The 19,616-nt window shown below is 66.7% G+C and carries 13 protein-coding genes and 2 riboswitches; of the genes, 4 read left to right on the forward strand and 9 right to left on the reverse strand.

The features are described 5' to 3' along the window. Positions 1–19: 19 nt before the first annotated feature. The 4 genes from AC1RHV_RS17265 to gcvP all read left to right on the forward strand — a co-directional run bounded on the left by AC1RHV_RS17265 (position 20) and on the right by gcvP (position 5,861). A complete protein-coding gene (locus AC1RHV_RS17265; RefSeq protein WP_054451994.1) occupies positions 20–913 on the forward strand; it encodes a ZIP family metal transporter in 894 nt (297 codons plus the stop codon). Positions 914–967: 54 nt separating this feature from the next. Beyond that, positions 968–1,063, forward strand: a riboswitch (glycine riboswitch). A gap of 35 nt (positions 1,064–1,098) precedes the next feature. Beyond that, positions 1,099–1,221: riboswitch (glycine riboswitch) on the forward strand. 86 nt (positions 1,222–1,307) lie between these two features. Next, on the forward strand, positions 1,308–2,408 hold the full coding sequence (gene gcvT, locus AC1RHV_RS17270; RefSeq protein ID WP_492301470.1) for a glycine cleavage system aminomethyltransferase GcvT: 1,101 nt from the start codon (positions 1,308–1,310) through the stop codon (positions 2,406–2,408). A 98-nt stretch (positions 2,409–2,506) separates the two neighbouring features. Continuing rightward, positions 2,507–2,884: a glycine cleavage system protein GcvH gene (gene gcvH, locus AC1RHV_RS17275; RefSeq protein ID WP_042795177.1), complete on the forward strand. Its 378-nt coding sequence runs from the start codon at positions 2,507–2,509 to the stop codon at positions 2,882–2,884. A 103-nt stretch (positions 2,885–2,987) separates the two neighbouring features. Then, positions 2,988–5,861 carry an aminomethyl-transferring glycine dehydrogenase gene (gene gcvP, locus AC1RHV_RS17280; protein ID WP_054451992.1) on the forward strand — a complete coding sequence of 958 codons (2,874 nt, stop codon included), beginning with the start codon at positions 2,988–2,990 and terminating at the stop codon, positions 5,859–5,861. A gap of 96 nt (positions 5,862–5,957) precedes the next feature. Here the strand turns inward: gcvP and AC1RHV_RS17285 are convergent, their stop codons facing one another. The 9 genes from AC1RHV_RS17285 to AC1RHV_RS17325 form a co-directional block, all read right to left on the reverse strand. Next, positions 5,958–7,931 carry a DUF945 family protein gene (locus tag AC1RHV_RS17285; RefSeq protein WP_175180589.1) on the reverse strand — a complete coding sequence of 658 codons (1,974 nt, stop codon included), beginning with the start codon at positions 7,929–7,931 and terminating at the stop codon, positions 5,958–5,960. Between the two features lie 238 nt (positions 7,932–8,169). Continuing rightward, on the reverse strand, positions 8,170–9,645 hold the full coding sequence (locus AC1RHV_RS17290) for a M81 family metallopeptidase (RefSeq protein ID WP_119450320.1): 1,476 nt from the start codon (positions 9,643–9,645) through the stop codon (positions 8,170–8,172). Between the two features lie 33 nt (positions 9,646–9,678). Next, positions 9,679–11,088, reverse strand: a complete 1,410-nt coding sequence (locus AC1RHV_RS17295) for an amidase (protein WP_492301472.1) — start codon at positions 11,086–11,088, stop codon at positions 9,679–9,681. A 32-nt stretch (positions 11,089–11,120) separates the two neighbouring features. Further along, positions 11,121–12,812 (reverse strand): ABC transporter ATP-binding protein, encoded by a 1,692-nt coding sequence (locus AC1RHV_RS17300; RefSeq protein ID WP_054451988.1) that lies wholly within the window; start codon positions 12,810–12,812, stop codon positions 11,121–11,123. 5 nt (positions 12,813–12,817) lie between these two features. Then, positions 12,818–13,723 (reverse strand): ABC transporter permease, encoded by a 906-nt coding sequence (locus tag AC1RHV_RS17305; protein WP_054451987.1) that lies wholly within the window; start codon positions 13,721–13,723, stop codon positions 12,818–12,820. 4 nt (positions 13,724–13,727) lie between these two features. Beyond that, positions 13,728–14,669, reverse strand: a complete 942-nt coding sequence (locus AC1RHV_RS17310; protein WP_054451986.1) for an ABC transporter permease — start codon at positions 14,667–14,669, stop codon at positions 13,728–13,730. A gap of 26 nt (positions 14,670–14,695) precedes the next feature. Beyond that, positions 14,696–16,261, reverse strand: a complete 1,566-nt coding sequence (locus AC1RHV_RS17315; protein ID WP_054451985.1) for an ABC transporter substrate-binding protein — start codon at positions 16,259–16,261, stop codon at positions 14,696–14,698. 82 nt (positions 16,262–16,343) lie between these two features. After that, positions 16,344–17,852, reverse strand: a complete 1,509-nt coding sequence (locus AC1RHV_RS17320; protein WP_492301474.1) for a M81 family metallopeptidase — start codon at positions 17,850–17,852, stop codon at positions 16,344–16,346. 205 nt (positions 17,853–18,057) lie between these two features. Then, positions 18,058–19,551 carry a CoA-acylating methylmalonate-semialdehyde dehydrogenase gene (locus AC1RHV_RS17325; protein ID WP_054451983.1) on the reverse strand — a complete coding sequence of 498 codons (1,494 nt, stop codon included), beginning with the start codon at positions 19,549–19,551 and terminating at the stop codon, positions 18,058–18,060. Positions 19,552–19,616 lie beyond the last annotated feature (65 nt).

Genomic DNA, 19,616 nt, shown 5'->3' on the forward strand with positions numbered 1-19,616 from the left:
GCAAGGAGGGCAGCGGCACATGAATACCTTCAGCCGTCATCGCGTGCGGCCGGCGGCCACCAGCATCAGCGTGTGGACCCTGGCCGTATTGGTGGCATGCCTGGGCCTGCACCAGTTGTGGGCCTATCTGGACGTGCGCGCGCCGCACGTGGCCGATGCCCTCCTGGGCGGGCTGGTGGCCGCGGGCGCTACGGCCCTGGGTACTTTGCCCATCCTGTTTGCCCGGACCATCCCCCAGAAAATGCAGGACAGCATGTTCGGCTTCGGCGCCGGCGTGATGCTGGCCGCCAGCGCCTTCTCGCTGGTGGCGCCGGGCATCGCCGCGGGCCGCGACCTGGGCTATGGCCCCTGGGGCGCCGGCTTGACGGTGGGCGCGGCCGTACTGCTGGGGGCGGCGGTGCTGCTGCTCATGGACCGTACCCTGCCGCACGAACATTTCATCAAGGGCCGGGAAGGCATCGAGGCGCACCGCCTGCGCCGCACCTGGCTGTTCGTCTTCGCCATCACCCTGCACAACCTGCCGGAAGGCCTGGCCATAGGCGTGGGCTACGCGGGCAACGACGCCATGCGCGGCACCGCGCTGGCCACCGGCATTGCGATCCAGGACATTCCCGAGGGGCTGGTGGTGGCGGTGGCGCTGCTGGCGGCGGGCTATCAGCGCGCCTTCGCCGTGGCGCTGGGCATGCTGTCCGGGCTGGTCGAGCCGCTGGGCGCGGTGCTCGGCGCCGCAGTGGTCGGCTGGTCCGAGCCGCTTCTGCCCTGGGGCCTGGGTTTTGCCGCAGGCGCCATGCTGTTCGTGATCAGCCACGAGATCATCCCCGAATCGCACCGCAAGGGGCATGAGGTCTACGCGACCTGCGGCCTGATGCTGGGTTTCGTGCTGATGATGCTGCTGGACACGGCGCTGGGCTGAGCCGCCGCGGGCATTCCCTGGCCGCGGCTTTCGTTGTATGCTTGCGCCGCTGTCACGCATGTTGCGGGAGAGAGCGGCCTGTACGTCCGGCCGCCGCCGAAGGCGCAATTCGCCCGGAATCGCTCAGGTAACCCATACCGCCCATGCTTGCCCTGTCCCGGTTTTCTCACCGTGCGGACGCGGCAAAACAGTACTCTGGAGAGACCTGGCGCCGGCCCTGAACTAGGGACATAGCGAGCAGCCCAGGCGCCGAAGGTGCAAACCCGCCATGCGGGGCAACTCTCAGGCAAAAGGACAGAGGGGCGGAAGATTCAGCCGTTGTACAAGCGCACCCCGCTTGGCACCACTGGCATTCCGTAACCCTGGCAACACTGCCGCCCCGGAGTTTCCGCGCATGTCCGCAACCCTCAAACGCACCCCGCTGGCCGAAGAACACATCGCCTCTGGCGCCCGCATGGTCGACTTCGGCGGCTGGGACATGCCGCTGGCCTACGGTTCGCAGCTGGAAGAGCACCACGCCGTGCGCCAGGACGCCGGCATGTTCGACGTGTCGCACATGCTGAACGTCGACGTGGCCGGTCCCGACACGTTCGCCTTCCTGCAGCGCCTGGTCGCCAACGACGTGTCCAAGCTGACCGTGCCCGGCAAGGCGTTGTACAGCTGCATGCTGAACCCGCAAGGCGGCGTGATCGACGACCTGATCATCTATTTCTTCGCCGCCGACGAATGGCGCGTCGTGGTCAACGCAGGCACGGCCGACAAGGACGTCGCCTGGATGCAGCGCGTCAAGCAGGCTGGCCAGTTCGACGTTGCCATCACGCCGCGCCGCGATCTGGCCATGGTGGCCGTGCAAGGCCCCAACGCCCGCGCCAAGGTCTGGGCCGCGCGCCCGGCCTGGCAGGCCGCCAGCGAGCCGCTGACCCCCTTCGTGGCCGCCCGCGTGGGCGACGACACCCTGGTGGCCCGTACCGGCTACACCGGCGAGGACGGCTTTGAAATCGTGCTGCCGGCCGCCGAAGTCGTGCAGCTGTGGCGCGACCTGGTCGCCCAGGGCGTGCGTCCCTGCGGCCTGGGCGCGCGCGACACGCTGCGCCTGGAAGCCGGCATGAATCTGTACGGCCAGGACATGGACGAGCTGACCCAGCCCGACCAGGCCGGCCTGACCTGGACCGTGTCCCTGAAGAACGCCGAGCGCCGCTTCATCGGCCGCGACGCGCTGGAACAATTCGCCACCCCCGCCACCTTCATCGGCCTGAAGCTGCAAGAGCGCGGCGTGATGCGCGCGCACATGGCCGTGCGCACCAAGGAAGGCACGGGCGAACTCACCAGCGGCACCATGTCGCCTACGCTGGGCGTGTCGATCGGCTTTGCCCGTCTGCCTCAAGGCGTCAAGGCGGGCGACACGGTCGAGGTCGACATCCGCGGTAAGTGGGTGCCCGCCCTGGCCTGCAAATTGCCGTTCGTGCGTAACGGCAAAGCGGTCGAACACTCGTAAACTCGAAGCTTCGCGCGAGCCGCCGGCCCCTGGGGCGACGGCCGCCCGCGCGAGGCGCGCAACACCATTCATCTACCCGCATTCCCTCAGGAGTTCCCATGAGTCTGCCCACCGATCGCAAGTACACCGAGTCCCATGAATGGGTCAAAGCCGAAGGCGATGTGTTCGTCGTCGGCATCACCGATACCGCCCAGGATCAATTGGGCGACCTGGTCTTCGTTGGCGACGTGAAGGTCGGCGCCAAGCTGAACGCCGGTGAAACCGCTGGCGTGGTCGAATCGGTCAAGGCCGCTTCGGACATCTACGCTCCCGTGGCCGGCGAGATCGTCGCGTTCAACGAAGAGCTGGAAAACAATCCCAACCTGATCAACGAATCGGCCTTCACCGCCTGGATCTTCAAGATCAAGCCGGTCAACGCCGCCGACGCCGACAAGCTGCTCGACGCCGCCGGCTACGAAGCCGTCGCCAACGGCTAAGCCAGCCTGGCTGGAACGGGCGCAGGGCACCCGCCACGCGCCTGTTCCGCAAGATGCAATACCGTCCGTCCTCCGACGACACCCGCTATCCCGAGACCTCTCCATGTCGCGCGCCCTAGACACCCACACCGACTTCATTCCCCGCCACATCGGCCCTTCCGACGCCGACCAGGCCGCCATGCTTGCCGTCATCGGCAGCGCCAGCCTGGACGCCCTGATCGAAGAAGTCGTGCCGCCCAAGATCCGCAGCCAGGCCCCGCTGGCGCTGCCCGCCTCGCGCAGCGAAACCGACGTGCTGGCCGAACTGAAGCAGATCGCCGGCCGCAACAAGGTCTACCGCAGCTATATCGGCCAGGGGTACTACGGCACGCAGACGCCCAACGTGGTGTTGCGCAACATTCTTGAGAATCCCGCCTGGTACACGGCCTACACGCCCTACCAGCCCGAGATCTCGCAGGGCCGCCTCGAAGCCCTGCTGAACTACCAGACCATGGTCGCCGACCTGACCGGGCTGGACATCTCCAACGCCTCGCTGCTGGACGAAAGCACCGCCGCCGCCGAAGCCATGACGCTGGCGCGTCGCAGCGCGAAGTCGAAGAGCCCGGTGTTCTTCATTTCGCGCCACGTGCATCCCCAGACCATCGAAGTCGTGCGCACGCGCGCCGAAGGACTGGACATCGAAATCACCATCGGCGACGAGGCCGAAGGCCTGCCCGAGTGCTTCGGCGTGTTGCTGCAGTACCCGCACAGCACCGGCTCCGTCGCCGACTACCGCAAGCTGGCCGAAGCCGCGCATGCGCAGGGCGCCATCGTGGCCGTCGCGACTGACCTGCTGGCGCTGGCCCTGCTGGCCGCGCCCGGCGAATGGGGCGCGGATATCGCCATCGGTTCGGCCCAGCGCTTCGGCGTGCCGTTCGGTTTCGGCGGCCCGCATGCCGGCTTCATGGCCTGCAAGGACGCCTTCAAGCGCAACATGGCTGGCCGCCTGGTCGGCGTGTCCAAGGACGCGCAGGGCAACCCGGCCATGCGCCTGGCGCTGCAGACGCGCGAACAGCACATCCGCCGCGAAAAGGCCACCTCCAACATCTGCACCGCGCAAGTGCTGCTGGCCGTGATGGCTGGCATGTATGCCGTTTGGCACGGCCCGGCCGGCATCCGCCGCATCGCCGAACGCGTGCAGCGCAGCACCGCCATCCTGCGCGCCGAGCTGGTCAAGCTGGGCGTGAAGGTCGTCAACGACACCTTCTTCGACACGCTGCTGCTGGAAACCGGGGCGGCCACGCCCGCCATCCTGACCGCCGCCGATTGCGCGCACATCAACCTGCGCCGCGTCGATGGCGCCCGCCTGGCGGTGTCGCTGGACGAGACCGTGACCGCGGCTGACCTGCAGGCGCTGGTCAACGTCTTCGCCGCCGGCCTGGAACGCGATGACGTCGAACTCGACATCGACGCGCTGGACGCGGCCGCCGCCAGCGGCATTCCCGCCGGCGTGGCGCGCGAAAGCGCGATCCTGACGCACCCGGTGTTCTCCAGCGTGCAGTCGGAAACCGACATGCTGCGCTACCTGCGCAAGCTGGCCGACAAGGATCTGGCGCTGGACCGCACCATGATTCCGCTGGGCTCGTGCACCATGAAGCTCAACGCGACCGCCGAGATGATCCCCATCACCTGGCCCGAGTTCGCGCTGATCCACCCGTTCGCGCCGGCTTCGCAAAGCCAGGGCTACAACGAACTGATCGACCGCCTGTCGGCCGCGCTGTGCGAGATCACCGGCTACGACAACATCAGCCTGCAGCCCAACTCGGGTGCGCAGGGCGAGTACGCAGGCCTCCTGGCCATCCGCGGCTACCATCAGGCCAACGGCCAGCATCAGCGCAACATCTGCCTGATCCCGTCGTCGGCGCACGGCACCAACCCGGCCTCGGCGCAACTGGCCGGCATGGACGTGGTGGTGGTGGCGTCGGATGCCAACGGCAACGTCGATCTGGCCGACCTGCGCGCCAAGATCGAACAGGTCGGCGACAAGCTGGCCGCTTTGATGATCACGTATCCGTCGACCCACGGCGTGTTCGAGGAAGCCGTCACCGAGATCTGCGATCTGGTGCACCAGGCCGGCGGCCAGGTCTACCTGGACGGCGCCAACATGAACGCGATGGTGGGCGTGGCCCAGCCGGGCAAGTTCGGTTCGGACGTGTCCCACCTGAACCTGCACAAGACCTTCTGCATTCCGCACGGCGGCGGCGGCCCCGGCGTGGGCCCCGTGGCGGTGCGCGCGCACCTGGCTCCGTACCTGCCGGGCGTGGTGAACGAGCAGGGCAAGCTGCCTGGCGACGCCAAGGTCGGTCCGGTGTCGGCCGCGCCGTTCGGTTCCGCGGGCATCCTGCCGATTCCGTTCGTGTACATCTCGCTGATGGGCGCCGACGGCCTGCGCCGCGCCACTGAAGTCGCCATCCTGAACGCCAATTACATCGCCACCCGCCTGCGTGACCACTATCCGGTCCTGTACGCGGGCCGCAACGGCCGCGTGGCGCACGAGTGCATCCTCGATGTGCGTCCGCTCAAGGAAACCAGCGGCATCAGCGCCGAAGACATCGCCAAGCGCCTGATGGACTACGGCTTCCATGCGCCCACCATGAGCTTCCCGGTGGCCGGCACGCTGATGGTCGAGCCGACCGAATCGGAAGGCGTTGCCGAACTGGACCGCTTCATCGACGCGATGATCTCGATCCGCGAAGAAATCGCCCAGGTCGAGCGCGGCGAGCGCGATGCCGAGGACAACGTCCTGAAGAACGCGCCGCACACCGCGCAGATGCTGCTGGCCGAGGAATGGCTGCACGCGTACCCGCGCCAGCAGGCCGCCTACCCGGTGGCCTCGCTGCGCGACGCCAAGTACTGGCCGCCGGTTGCCCGCGTGGACAACGCCTATGGCGACCGCAACCTGGTGTGCGCCTGCTTGCCGATCGAAGCCTACGCATAAATGCGGGCCGGGAGGCCCGGCGCGAGCCGGGCCCAAGGCAAAAAAAATCCCCCATCCGAAAGATGGGGGATTTTTTTGTCTCGCGTCAGCCGAGGTTTACTTCGCCGGCGCGGCCTTGCTGGCCACCGAGAAGTCTTCCGCGATGCTGAAGAACGTGTTGAGCATGATCTGCAGGTTTTCCTTGCCGATGCCGCCTTCCGAGTTCATGTCCATCTGCAGCACGGCCCGGTTCTTGTCGTCCAGGTAGGCGCGGGTCCAGCGGTATTCCTGGTTCCAGGCGTTGATGGCCTTGAGCGAGACCGGCTTCTTGCTGCTGTAGGTCGCGGTCACGACGAGGTCATGGCACTTCTCGGTGAAGTCGTTGCACAGGAAGTCGACGCGCAGCTCGCTGGCGCCGGTGTCGCGGGGATCCAGGATCAGGACGGGACCTTCGTCGCCGTCTTGCTTGCGGGGGTTGTAGACCATGTCGTCCAGCATGGTCGTCACGGTGTCCAGGTCGAAGTCCTGCATGTAGCCGGCCACGGACGCGGTGTCGGAGGGCGCGGCAAGTTCCGCGCCTTCGGCCGGTTCGCCTTCCTCTTCCATGCCGTCCATGTCATCCATGTCGTCGTCCATTCCGGTCGCGCCCAGCAGGCCCGAGAACAGTTCGTCGGCGGGGATCTTCTGGCCGTTCAGGTCGCCCATGCCATCGGCGTAGTGGAACTTGCCGATGATGTTGTCGCCGTCGTTCTTGCCGACGTTGAGCATTTCAGCCATGCCGGACATCGAGCGCATCTGGTCGTCGGCTTCCTCGGCCGCCTTTTCCGCGGTCAAGCCCTGCTTCTTGACGGCGTACTGGACGATCAGTTCCCGCACCATGGGCTTGGAGATGACCAGCGTCGCATCGATCTGCTTGATGGCCTTGACCATGATCTCCTGCGGCGTCAGGTCCTTGACGTTGGGCGGATTGGTCAGGTCCAGCGCGAAGGTCAGCTTGCTTTCGCCCTTGTCGGTCTTCCAGCTGATCGGGTCGATGCTGAACGTGGGGTTGCCGTTGAGCAGCTTGCCGGCGTTTTCCAGCACGGCGTCGAACTGCTCGTCCTTCAGGCCTTCGTCGCTGGCGCCCAGCATGTACTGGCGCACGATCTGGTTGTAGGTGTCCGACAGCTGCTTGATGGCGGCGCCGTCCAGCTTGGCGAGCTTGATCACGGCCTGGCCGTTGCCCAGCGCCACGTCGTTGAGCGTGATGGTGCCGGTCTGGTAGGTGGCTTCGACGTTGACGTTCTTGTCGTCTTCGGCCAGCTTGACGCCGTAGCCCAGATTGTCCACCGAGACCTTGATGTCGTCGCCGGCGCGGGTCACGTCGAGGCGCTTGAGCTTGACGCTGGAATCTCCGATGGAGAGGCCGAACTTGCCCATGCGGCTGTCTACGTCCATGGTCAGGCCGGACATCAGCATCTTGACGGGATCATCCGACTTTTCGCCGTCCACCGACAGCGTTTCGACCAGGGCGTGCGCCGTGACGGCCTGCAGCGCGCGGTCGAAGGTGCCGTTGATCGCCATGCCGCTGAAATTGACGGCGTTGCCTTCGTGCGTGATCTGCACGGGGGCAATATTGGCGGTGGAGGTGGCGAAGCCGCCGAAACTGATGACCGTGTCGGCGCTCAGGGGCGCGACGCCCTTGGTCAGCTCGAACAGTTCCTTGATGTTGTCGGTCTTGGCGAGCTCGGCGTGCGTGAACGCCAGCTTGGGCGCGATGGCGCCGCGCGCCAGGGCGCTCTTGGGGAAGGGGCCGTGTTCGATGGACGCATCGAACTCGATCATGCCCTTGGGCATGTCTTCGGCGACTTTGTCGCCCTTGACCAGCGACACGCCGTAGCGCGCCTGCGTCGAGAACAGGCCACGCTCGTACTTCAGCTGATCGATGCGCAGACCGAACAGGGGCGTGATCTTGGCCAGCTTTTCATTGGCTTCCGCCAGGTGGCGCTGCGAGCTTTCCTCGATGCGCTTGCCGGTGTACCACGTGGCCCCGACCCAGCTTCCCGCTCCCACTATGACCACGCCCAGGGTGATCGCTACGCTCTTTTTCATCGTTCTGCTTGTATCGTTGATTATCGAGTCATATCCGGTGAACGGCGGCTGCTTCTGGCCGCCGGACGCCGTTACTGACGCCCGCCATCGGAATACGCGTATTCATCGGCCTGTAAGGCCCGCGGCGAGTATACCGAGGCCGATGGTCATCTGAGGGCGCTCGCCGTTACAGAAGATTTCAAAATGAAAGCCGGCGCAGTTGCGCCGGCTTTCCGGGGTACAGCGACGGCGGTCCGGTTTACATCGGATCGAGGGGATAGATGGGGCGGCGCACGTGCTTGAAATCAAGCTGGCCGTAGTCCGAGGTGGTCACCCCCACGCCGGTGCATTCGATGACCTGCGTTGCCATGTCGGAAAAGCCCGCGCGCCAATGCACGCGGCTCTTGAGCACGACATAGCGTTTTTGCAGCGGATCGATGCCGGCCGACAGCAGGCAGTTGATGTCGAACGGCTCCTGGTGACGGGACACCACCACGATTTCCACGCGGCCTGTGTCGATCACGACCGTCAGGCCGGTGTCGTTGCGCACGCCGCGGTACATGGGGCCGCGGTTCAGGTAGACGCCGTCGAACACCAGCTTGACGCGGCCGGTAACCTCCAGCGGCTCGCTGGGCTCCTTGATGGCGGGCATGGCGAGCTTGCCGCCGAGCTGGATCGTGATCGTCTGGCCCACGCCTGCCGCGGCCGCGTCGAGTGCGGCCTGCGGGTCGCAAATGGCATAGAAGACCACGTTCTCCAGTTCCTGGCGCAGCACCTCGGCCAGCACGGCGGTGGTGTCCATGGTGCCGCCGGAACCGGTATTGTCGTAATGGTCCAGCAGCACGACCGGGCCTTGTTCGATGGCCTTGGCGCGGGCTATGGTGGGCGCCAGCGGCTCCGGGTGGAATACCCAGTCGGCGCGGCCGTTCCAGGCCTGGTCCAGCAGTTCGTCGCGGTGGCGCTGCGCCTGGGCCAGGTTGCCGTCGGTACAGACCACGGCGCTCAGGCCGGCTTCGCGGATGTCGGCGTGGGGGAATCCCACGAAGACGGAGGCGGCCAGGACGCCGCCGGCTTCCAGTTCCTTGCAGCGTTCCTGCAGCGGCTTGTTGGGCGCCGCGTGGGTGCCTTGGCACATGATGTGCGGCAGCATGGGCTTGTTGGCCCAGGACATGACCGGCTTGATCTCGCCCTTCAGGGTGCGCGCGATCACGTTCGCGGCGCGCAGGCCGGCCGCGCGGATGTCCACGTGCGGATAGGTATGGAAGCCGGTGATGACCGTGGCATGCTTGACGATGTCGTCGTAGATATTGGCGTGCATGTCCAGCGTCACCGCCACGGGCGTGTGCGGATCGATCTCGCGCAGGCGGCGCAGCAGGTCGCCCTCGGCGTCCTCCACGCCTTCGGCGACCATGGCGCCGTGCAGGTCGAGCAGGATGGCGTCGTAGCCGCCGCGCTGGACCTCGTCCAGGACCAGCTTGCATAGCCGTTCATGGGTTTCGGCGCTGGCGGGGCCGCTGGGCCAGGATTCGGCCGCCACGGGCACGACCATCTCGGCGCCTTCGCGGCGCGCCACTTCGATATAGCCGCCCAGCCCGCTGTCGGTGTTCTCGTAGGCCTTGATGGCGCGGTCGCCGGCCAGGACCTCCGGGTTGCCGCGAAAGAAGCGCTCAAGCGGGGTAGGCACGGGCGAAAACGTATTCGTCTCGTGCTTGATCATTGCCAAAAGCCAACGCATGGGAATTCCTGTGGGTTTGCTGTTGAGGATCGGTCAGGCCGCCCGGGGCGGCTGGGGCCAGGGGTGTTGTTCGGGTCGCATGGCTTCCCAGGCGCGCGCCATGCGCAGCACCCCCAGGTCGTCAAAGCGCGCGCCGGCGATCTGCAGGCCGATGGGCAGGCCGGCCTTGGTGTAGCCGCAATTGACGGACGCCGCGGGCTGCTCGCTCATGTTGTACGGAAGCGTGAATCCGATGTGGTGCATGGTGGTCGCGACCTCGTTGGTGGGCGACGGCCATTCGGCGTTGTAGGCGACCACCGGGGCCACGGGCGAGAGCACGTAGTCGTAGGGCGCGCAGGCCGCGACCGTCGTGGCGCGCACGTTCATGGTCTCGTAGTAGCTGCGGAATACGGCTTCGCCGGACTGGCCGCCGCCGCTTTCCGCCCAGGTGCGGATGAAGGGCAGGATCTTGTCGCGGCGGGCCTGCGGCAAGGCCGACAGATCGATGGCCGAGCGCGTGCGCCAGAAGCGGTCCACGCCCTCCAGCATGTCGGGCGTCATCCAGGGCTGCATCGGCGTCACGATGGCGCCGGCGGCCTCGAAGGCGCGGGCAGCGGCCTCGACCGCGGCGCGGATTTCCGGGTCCAGGGGCAGGCCGCAGCCCGCATCCATGAGCAAGCCGATGCGCAGGCCGCGCAGGTCGAGTTCCAGGTCCAGCCAGTCGAAGTCCTGGTAGGGCAGGCTCATGTGGTCGCGCGCGTCGGGCTGCGACAGCACGCCCATCATGAGCGCCGAGTCGGCGACGGTGCGCGTCATGGGGCCGGCGCAGCGGCCCATGAACGGCGGGTCGATGGGAATGCGGCCCAGGCTGGGCTTGAGCGTGGCAATGCCGCACCAGGCCGCCGGCAGACGCACGGAACCGCCGATGTCGGTGCCGATATGCAGCGGGCCGTAGCCTGCGGCTGCCGCGGCGCCCGCGCCGGCGCTGGAGCCTCCGGGGTTCTTGGAAAGGTCCCAGGGATTGCGGGTCAGTTCATGGAAGCTGGACAGTCCCGAGGACAGCATGCCGAAGTCGGGCATGGTGGTCTTGCCCAGCAGCACGGCGCCCGCCTCGCGCATGCGGGCGGCCGGCGGTGCATCGGCGGCGGCAGGCTTCAATTCCGTTGCTGCCGTGCCCAGCGGCACCGGCACGCCGCGCGTGGCGATGTTTTCCTTGATGGTGGCGGGCACGCCGTCCAGCGTGTGCCCGCCGGTCGCCAGCGGTTCGCCCTTCATCCAGCGAGCCTCGGAGGCGCGGGCCTGCGCCAGCGCGCCGTCCGCATCCAGCGCGTAGGTGGCCTTCAGCTGGGGTTCCCAGCGGGCGATATGCTCCAGCACCGAGCGGGTGACTTCGACGGGCGAGAGCGTCTTGTCGCGGTAGGCCTGGAGCAGCTCCACGGCGGACAGTTCATGCGGTTGCGGCATTTCGGTTCCAGTGTGTGTACAGGCTGCGAGTTTCAGGGCGCGGCCGCGTGGCCCAGGCCGGCGGCGACCGGCCGGAAGTTGCGGAAGTCCCAGTCGCGTCCGGGGGCGGCGTCGATCAGGGCCCGCGTGTATTCGTGGCGCGGTTCGGTCAGCACGGTTTCGGCGGAGCCGGTTTCGACGACCTTGCCTCGCTGCATGACCATGATGGTGTCGCAGATCTGCGCCGCCACGCGCAGGTCGTGGGTGATGAACAGCACGCCCACGCCGGTGCGCTGGCGCACCTGTTCCAGCAGTTCCAGCACCTGCGCCTGCACCGACACGTCCAATGCGGACACGGCTTCGTCGGCCACCAGGACCTCGGGGTCCATGACCAGGGCGCGCGCGATGCAGATGCGCTGGCGCTGGCCGCCGGAGAACTGGTGCGGGTAGCGGTTCATTGCGTCCGGACTCAGGCCCACCACGCTCAGCGTTTCGCCGGCGCGCTTCAATGCCTGCTCGCGGGCAACGCCGAAGTTCAAGAGGCCTTCGATGATGGACTCACCGACGGTGCGTCGCGGATTCAGCGAACGGTACGGATCCTGGAACACGATCTGGATGCGGCGGCGCACCGGGCGCAGCGCCGAGCCGGACAGGGTGCTGAGGTCTTCGCCGCCCATCATCATGTGGCCGGCGGTGGGTTCGATCAGGCGCACGATGCAGCGCGCCACGGTCGACTTGCCTGAACCGGACTCGCCCACGATGCCCAGGATCTCGCCCTTGCGCAGCGTCAGGTTGACGTCGGCGGCCGCGATCACGTTGCGCGCGGCCTGGCGCGAGAACAGCGAACTCTTGGTGCCGTAGGTGCGGCCCAGGCCCTTGACGTGCAGCACCGGCATGCCCGCCGGCGCCTCGCGGCGCGAGGGCACCAGGCTGGGTACGGACGACACCAGGCGACGGGTATAGGACTGCTTGGGCTCGGCCAGGATCTCGTTGCGCGTGCCGCTTTCGATCAGGTCGCCGCGGTTCATCACCACGATGCGGTCGGAGATCTCGGCCACCACGCCGAAGTCGTGGGTGATGAACAGCACCGCGGTCTGGTGCTTGACCTGCAGTTCCTTGATGAGCGCCAGAATCTGCTTCTGCGTGGTGACGTCCAGCGCCGTGGTCGGCTCGTCCGCGATCAGCAGCTTGGGCTCCAGGATCAGCGCCATGGCGATCACGATGCGCTGGCGCTGGCCGCCCGACAATTGGTGCGGATAGGCTTCGAAGATGCGTTCGACGTCTGGCAGGTGCACCGACCGGAACATGTCCAGCACCTTGGCGCGGCGTTCCGCGGCCGACATCTGCTTGCGGTGCAGGCGCAGCACTTCGTCGACCTGCTTGCCCACGGTGTGCACGGGGTTCAGCGCGGTCATGGGTTCCTGGAACACCATGGCCATGCGCGTGGCGCGCATCTCGCGCAGGCGGCGCTGCGTGGCCGTGACCACGTCTTCGCCTTCCACGCGGATCGAACCCGCGCTGACGCCCAGCACGCCGGGAGGCAGCAGGCCCATGACGGCCAGCGAGGTGACGGATTTGCCGGAGCCGGATTCGCCGACCACGCACACGGTTTCGCCGGCATGCACGTCCAGGCTCAGGTTGCGCACGACGCGGTTGCCGGCGCCGGCGACTTCCACCGAGAGGTTGCGGATGGCCAGGATGGCGGTCGAAGTATCGCCCGCGGGAGGAGTGGGGGAATAGGTCATCGGCATCAGATCCTGCGCACCATTTTCGGGTCCAGCGCGTCGCGCAAGGCGTCGCCCAGGATGTTCACGCTGAGCACGGTCAGCGACAGGAACAGGCCGGGGAACAGGATCAGGCCGGGCAGCATGCGGAAGTACATGCGTCCTTCGGACATGATGTTGCCCCAGGAGGCGATCTCGGGCGGGATGCCCGCGCCCAGGAAGCTCAGGATGGCTTCGGTGAGCATGGCGGACGCGAACACATAGGTGCCCTGTACCGTCAGCGGCGCGATGGTGCTGGGCACCATGTGGCGCCACAGCAGCAGCGGCAGCGGCGTGCCCAGGGCCAGCGCGGCTTCGACATAGGGTTCGCCGCGCACGGTCAGGATCTGGCCGCGCACCAGCCGCACCACGCGCGGAATTTCGGGGATGGTGATGGCGACCAGAACGGTCGTGATGCTGGCGCCAGTGACCGATACCAGGGCGATCGCCAGCAGGATGCCGGGGATGGCCATGATGGCGTCCATGGTGCGCATGATCAGCCCGTCCAGTGAACGGAACCAGCCCGCGATCACGCCGATGACCAGGCCGATGGCGACGCTGACCAGCGCCGCGCCCAGGCCCGCGATCAGCGAGACGCGCGCGCCGTAGGCCACGCGCGACCAGACGTCGCGGCCGAAGGCGTCGGTGCCCAGCAGGTAATCGGAGAAGGGCGGCTTCAGGCGCGCGCCGGGGTTGATCGAGGTGGGGTCGACGGTACCCAGCAGCGGTGCGAACAGCGCGATGGCGACGACGGCCACCAGCACGATCAGCGCCAGCATCACGGGCCAGCTTTTGAGGCCCTGGCGGATCTGGCGCCAGGCGGTGGCTTGGGGCGTGCCGCCGCCGGGGAGATCTGCGGCCGCTTGCGCGGCGGCATCGGTTGGCGTTTGCATGGTGTTAGTACCTGATCCGAGGGTCGAACACCGTGTAGGCGCAATCGACAACAAGATTGATGAACACGTAGACGAACGCGAAGAAGAGCGTCAGGCCCTGGATGACGGGGTAATCGCGCGCGAGCACGGCTTCCACCACCAGCCGGCCCAGGCCGGGGATGTTGAACACCGATTCGGTCACGACCACGCCGCTGATCAGCAGCGCGATGCCCAGGCCCACCACCGTGGCGATGGGCACGGCGGCGTTGCGCAGGGCGTGGCCCAGCAGCACGCCGGTTTCGCCCAGGCCCTTGGAGCGCGCCGTGCGGATGAAGTCCTCGCCCATGACCTCGATGACGCTGGTGCGCGTGATGCGCGCGATCAGTGCCACGTAGACCGTGGACAGGGCCAGCGACGGCAGGATGAGGCGGTGCAGGTACGGCCAGAAGCCCTTGGCCAGCGGCGCGTAGCCCTGCACGTTGAACCAGCCCAGCTTGATGGCGAAGAGCCAGATCAGCAGGTAGCCCGTGACGAAGACCGGCACCGAGAATCCCAGCACCGAGAAGCCCATCACGGCGCGGTCCAGCAGCTTGCCTTGGCGCCATGCAGCCAGCACGCCCAGCGGAATGGCGACGAGCAGGGTGAACACCAGGGTCAGCACCGCCAGGCTGAGCGACGGTTCCAGGCGCTGGCCGATCAGCTTGGTGACCGGCACGCCCGACATGAGCGAAGTGCCCAGGTCGCCTTGCAGGAGCTTGCCGCCCCAGATGAAGAACTGCTTGATGACCGGCTGGTCCAGGCCCATCGTCTGGCGTATCTGGACGATGCGCTCGGGCGTGGCGCCGTCGCCCGCCATGATGATGGCCGGATCTCCCGGGCTGAAACGCAATATCGCGAAGACCACCACCGCGACCATCACCAGAACGGGGATGGTCGCGAGGAGCCGGCGTGAGACAAATGCCAGCATGTATTTCCCCCTGAACTACTTGCCCATCAAGGGGCTTTCTTGACGTTCCAGAACGCGAACACCGGCGCGTGCACCAGGCCCGAGAGCTTGGTCGAGTAGACGGTGGGCACGGACATCTGGCCCAGCGGCACGTACAGGCCTTCATCGATGCCGATGCGCTGCACTTCCTCGGCGATCTTCTTCTGTTCCGCGGGGTCGGAGGTCAGCGCCATCTTGGTGCGCAGCTCTTCGATCTGCGGGAAGTCGGGCCAGCCGAACCAGGCGTTGTCGCCGTTGGCCGCGGCCGGGGCGGAACGGACCGGGTCCATCACGTCGGTGGCATACCAGTTGGTGTTGTGGATGTTCCAGCCGCCTTCCGCGGGCGCAGCCTTCGAGGCGCGGCGCGTTGCGACGCTTTGCCAGTCCATCGCGGCCAGGTTGACGTTGAAGCCGGCCTTGCGCAGCGCCTGCGCCATCACCACCGGCTGCGCCGACAGCGTACCGACGTCGGTCGCGTGCATGACCAGGATGGGCGTGTTGTCGTAGCCCGCTTCCTTCAGCAGCGCCTTGGCCTTCTCGATGTTGGACGGCACCACCATGTCCTTGCCGATGTCGCTTTCCAGCGGCGTGCCGCAACCCCACAGCGAGGCGCAGGTCTTCCAGTACTTCGGATTGCCGACCAGCGCCTTCATCACGTCTTCCTGGCCGATGGCGTACATCGCGGCCTGGCGCACCTTCTTGTTGTTGAAGGGCGGGTACTTGAAGTTGAAGCGGTACATCGTGAAGTAGCCGACCGGGCTGAGCGACTCTTCCTTCAGATCCTTGTTGCCTTCGATCATCGGCAGCAGGTCATACGGGAACTGTTCGACGAAGTCGATCTCGCCGCCCAGCAGCGCGTTGGCGGTGGTCAGCGCATCCGGCATGACGTCCCATTCGACCTTGTCGACGTTGACGACCTTGCCGCCGGCCAGGCCGCTTGCGGGTTCCTTGCGCGGCACGTAGTCGGCGTTCTTGGCGTAGACGGTCTTCACGCCCGGCTTGAATTCGATGACCTTGAACGGACCCGAGCCGGTCATGTCGGTGATGGGCTGACCGATGGCCTGTTCGGCGATGCGCTTGGGCATCATGAACGGCGCGGTGCCGGTGGGCTTGGACAGGGCGCGCAGCGCCAGGTCCGTGGGTTCCTTCATGACGATGCGGAAATTCTTGTCGTCGATGACTTCGATCTTGTCGGTGAACTTCAGCAGCGTGCGGCCCATGCCGTCGCCGGCGGCCCAGCGCTTGATCGAAGCGACGCAATCCTCGGACGTCACCGGCTTGCCGTCATGCCATTTCTGGCCGTCGCGCAAGGTCATGGTGTAGGTCTTGCCATCGGGGGAGACTTCCCACTTTTCCAGCATCTGCGGCTGGATCTTGTTGTCGGCGTCGGTGGCCAGCAGGGTGTCGTAAATCATGTAGCCGTGCCACGTCGTGATGTACGCGGTGGTGGCATGCGGGTCGGTCAGGCGCAGAGGCGAGTGCATCACCGACTTGATGACGGTCTCGGCGTAGGCGCCGTGAGCCATCATCATGGTGGCGCCGGCCAGCGCGGCCGCTCGGACGTACTTCAGCATGAATGTTCCCCTTGATGCGTGGTGAGCGGCGCCATCGCGCCGCTGCGTCGTTGGTCCGCCGCGCGGTGGCGGCGTGCGAGCTTCAGGCGGTAGCGGGCCCGCCCGAAAAGACAGGTCCGCAAGGCGCCATTCTGATGCCGGGACGCAACCGTGTCCATGGTTGTTTTGCCGCATCCATCAGCATGGAACCCGGGGCCGCGCATACCAGGATCTTTTCCGCGATGCCGGTGAAATCCGCGCGGAAGTGGGCGGAGCTCTTGACCACCAGGATCGCTGCGCGTTGCGGTTCCACGCCGGCGAAGCGGAACATCTCCTGGTCGGCCATCTGCACCTTGTTGGAGGCGACGATGATGCGTACGCCGCCTACGCGCAGGCAGGCGCTGGGGCCCAGGTCCATATGGAAGCCGCGATAGAAGGCGCCGTGCGTATCGAAGCGTCCATCTGAAGTTTTCCCGACGATGAACTCGGTGTCCAGCGGTTCATCGTCGGGAATACCCGAGTGTCCACCCAATGCAATACGTACCTTGTTTCCAGCGCCCGCGCGATGGGCCGCCAGCGCGGCCGCGGGGTCGACGATGAGGCCGATGGCGGTGTCGCGCGCATCGTGCCGGATCAGGGCGCGCAAGACGCCGGTGGTGTCCGAGCTGCCGCCCGCGCCCGGGTTGTCCTGCGCGTCGGCGATGACCACGGGTTTGTGCGCGTCGCGCGCCAGGCGCATGGCTTCCTGCACGGCTTCGTCGGGCGTGTAGAGCCTGCCGCCGAAGTCGCGTTCGGCGTTGAGCACGGCGCGCGCCATTTCGTCGGCAGCGGCGTCGGCGTCGGCTTGGGTGGCGCCATAAGCCCAAACGGTGGGCGCGCACTCGGGGAAATCGGCTGCGGGAAAACCCGTGGCGAACGACAGGCTGAGGGCGCCACGCGCTTCGATGTCACCCACCATCTGGTACAGGCTGCGCGAGGGTTCGATGTCGGTGGACTGCCAGCACAGCGAAATCAGGTAGGGCAGCGCACGCAGGGCCACGCAGGGACGCGGCGCGCCCGCCAGCCGCGCGGCCAGCAGTTCGGCTGCGCGCTGCCCGGTTTCGGCCATGTCGATGTGAGGATAGGTGCGATAGCAGACCAGCGCGTCCGCGTGGCGCACCATGGCGCGGGTGACGTTGGCATGCAGGTCCAGGCTGGCCACGACAGGCACGTCCGGACCCACCAGCTCGCGCACGCGCTTGAGCAGTTCGCCTTCGCCGTCGTCCAGGTGTTCCGTGACCATGGCGCCGTGCAGGTCCAGATAGACGCCATCCAGCGGCAGCGCCTGCGACAGCCCTTGCAGGATCATCGCGCTGATGCGTTCGAACGCATCCTTGGTGACCGGACCCGAGGGGCTGGCCGCCGCCCAGGTAGTAGGTAGCAAGGTGTGCCGTCCCATGGCTTCGATGAAGCCCGCCACCGGTATGTTGGCGCCAGCCACCGCCTGGAACATGGCGGGCCCGCTGACCAGCTTGGGCCAGCCCCCGCCTTTCTCGGCAAAATCTTCCCACGCCGCGCGCGAAGGCGCGAACGTATTGGTCTCATGCTGAAAGCCGCCTATCCCGATGCGCATCAGGATTCCCCTTGTCGTTTTTGATATGAGGAAGGCGCGGCTACGCCGCGCCCATTTCAGTTCCCGCTGCAAACGGGCACAACGCAACTAACTGGCAAGATCGTCCCAAGCGGGGTCGCGCGGATCCGGCTTTGCCGGTCCGCAGCGACGCCCCCTTGAGGGGGGCCCGCCTGAGGGGGAAGCGCGCAGCGCTTCGGGGGTGGGCTCACTTCGCTACAGGCATGGTGAACTCGGCGCCCTTGGCGATGCTGTCGGGCCAGCGCTGCATCACGCTCTTGTAGCGCGAATAGAAGCGGATGCCTTCTTCGCCGTAGGCGTGATGGTCGCCGAACAGCGAGCGCTTCCAGCCGCCGAACGAATGCCAGGCCATGGGTACCGGGATCGGCACGTTGATGCCGACCATGCCGACCTTGATCTGGCGCGCGAAGGCGCGCGCCACGCCGCCGTCGGACGTGAAGCAGGCCACGCCATTGCCGAATTCATGGGCGTTGATCAGTTCGACTGCCGAGGCGAAGTCCGGCACGCGCACCACGCACAGCACAGGCCCGAAGATTTCTTCGCGGTAGATGTTCATGGCAGGCTTGACGTTGTCGAACAGCGTGCCGCCGAGGAAGAAGCCCTTTTCGTTGCCAGGTACCTTCAAGCCGCGGCCGTCGACCACCAGCGTGGCGCCGGCGGCGATGCCGTCTTCGATATAGCCCACGACCTTGCCGCGATGCTGCGAGGTGACGAGCGGGCCCATCTCTGCATCGCCTTGCATGCCGTCCTTGACCACCAGCGCCTTGACGCGCGGCGTCAGGCGTTCGACCACCTTGTCGGCCACGTCGCCCACCGCCACCGCCACCGAGATGGCCATGCAGCGTTCGCCGGCCGAGCCATAGGCCGCGCCCATCAGCGCGTCGGTGACCTGGTCCAGGTCGGCATCGGGCATGACCACCATGTGGTTCTTCGCGCCGCCCAGCGCCTGCACGCGCTTGCCGCGGCGGGTGCCTTCGGCGTAGATGTATTCGGCAATCGGCGTCGAGCCGACGAAGGACAGGGCCTCGACGTCGGGATGCGCGATCAGCGCGTCCACCGCCTGCTTGTCGCCGTGCACGACGTTGAACACGCCTTCGGGCAGGCCGGCTTCGGCCAGCAGTTCGGCCAGGCGCACGGACGCCGACGGGTCGCGCTCGGAAGGCTTGAGCACGAAGGTGTTGCCGCAGGCGATGGCCACCGGGAACATCCAGCACGGCACCATCATGGGGAAGTTGAACGGCGTGATGCCGGCCACTACGCCCAGGGCCTGGCGCATGCTCCAGTTGTCGATGCCGCCGCCGATCTGGTCGGAGTACTGGCCCTTCATCAACTGCGGAATGCCGCAGGCGAATTCGACGATTTCGATGCCACGCGTGACCTCGCCCTTGGCGTCGGAGAAGACCTTGCCATGTTCGCGGGTGATCAGTTCTGCCAGTTCGTCCTGATGCTTGTCCAGCAGCGCCTTGAAATTGAACAGGATGCGTGCGCGCTTGAGCGCGGGCGTTTCGGACCAGGCCGGAAACGCGGCCTTGGCAGCGGCCACGGCCAGCGCGACTTCGTCATTCGACGCCAGCGGAATGGACGCGGTGACTTCGCCGGTGGCGGGGTTGAAGCCGTCGGCGTAGCGGTTGCTGCGGCCGTCGTAGTGCTGGCCATTGATGAAATGCGGGATCTTCTTCATGGGAACGCTCGAATCTGGGGCTTTGAAAAATGCCACAGGGCGGCCGTCGGCCGCCCAGGCGAAAA

Source organism: Achromobacter sp. GW823-FHT04E03, assembly GCF_058796095.1.

Bases quoted from the DNA above. Each gene is read 5' to 3' on its own strand.
- AC1RHV_RS17265 (WP_054451994.1), top strand. From the start codon at position 20: ATGAATACCTTCAGCCGTCATCGCGTGCGGCCGGCGGCCACCAGCATC.
- gcvT (WP_492301470.1), top strand. From the start codon at position 1,308: ATGTCCGCAACCCTCAAACGCACCCCGCTGGCCGAAGAACACATCGCC.
- gcvH (WP_042795177.1), top strand. From the start codon at position 2,507: ATGAGTCTGCCCACCGATCGCAAGTACACCGAGTCCCATGAATGGGTC.
- gcvP (WP_054451992.1), top strand. From the start codon at position 2,988: ATGTCGCGCGCCCTAGACACCCACACCGACTTCATTCCCCGCCACATC.
- AC1RHV_RS17285 (WP_175180589.1), bottom strand. From the start codon at position 7,931: ATGAAAAAGAGCGTAGCGATCACCCTGGGCGTGGTCATAGTGGGAGCG.
- AC1RHV_RS17290 (WP_119450320.1), bottom strand. From the start codon at position 9,645: ATGCGTTGGCTTTTGGCAATGATCAAGCACGAGACGAATACGTTTTCG.
- AC1RHV_RS17295 (WP_492301472.1), bottom strand. From the start codon at position 11,088: ATGCCGCAACCGCATGAACTGTCCGCCGTGGAGCTGCTCCAGGCCTAC.
- AC1RHV_RS17300 (WP_054451988.1), bottom strand. From the start codon at position 12,812: ATGACCTATTCCCCCACTCCTCCCGCGGGCGATACTTCGACCGCCATC.
- AC1RHV_RS17305 (WP_054451987.1), bottom strand. From the start codon at position 13,723: ATGCAAACGCCAACCGATGCCGCCGCGCAAGCGGCCGCAGATCTCCCC.
- AC1RHV_RS17310 (WP_054451986.1), bottom strand. From the start codon at position 14,669: ATGCTGGCATTTGTCTCACGCCGGCTCCTCGCGACCATCCCCGTTCTG.
- AC1RHV_RS17315 (WP_054451985.1), bottom strand. From the start codon at position 16,261: ATGCTGAAGTACGTCCGAGCGGCCGCGCTGGCCGGCGCCACCATGATG.
- AC1RHV_RS17320 (WP_492301474.1), bottom strand. From the start codon at position 17,852: ATGCGCATCGGGATAGGCGGCTTTCAGCATGAGACCAATACGTTCGCG.
- AC1RHV_RS17325 (WP_054451983.1), bottom strand. From the start codon at position 19,551: ATGAAGAAGATCCCGCATTTCATCAATGGCCAGCACTACGACGGCCGC.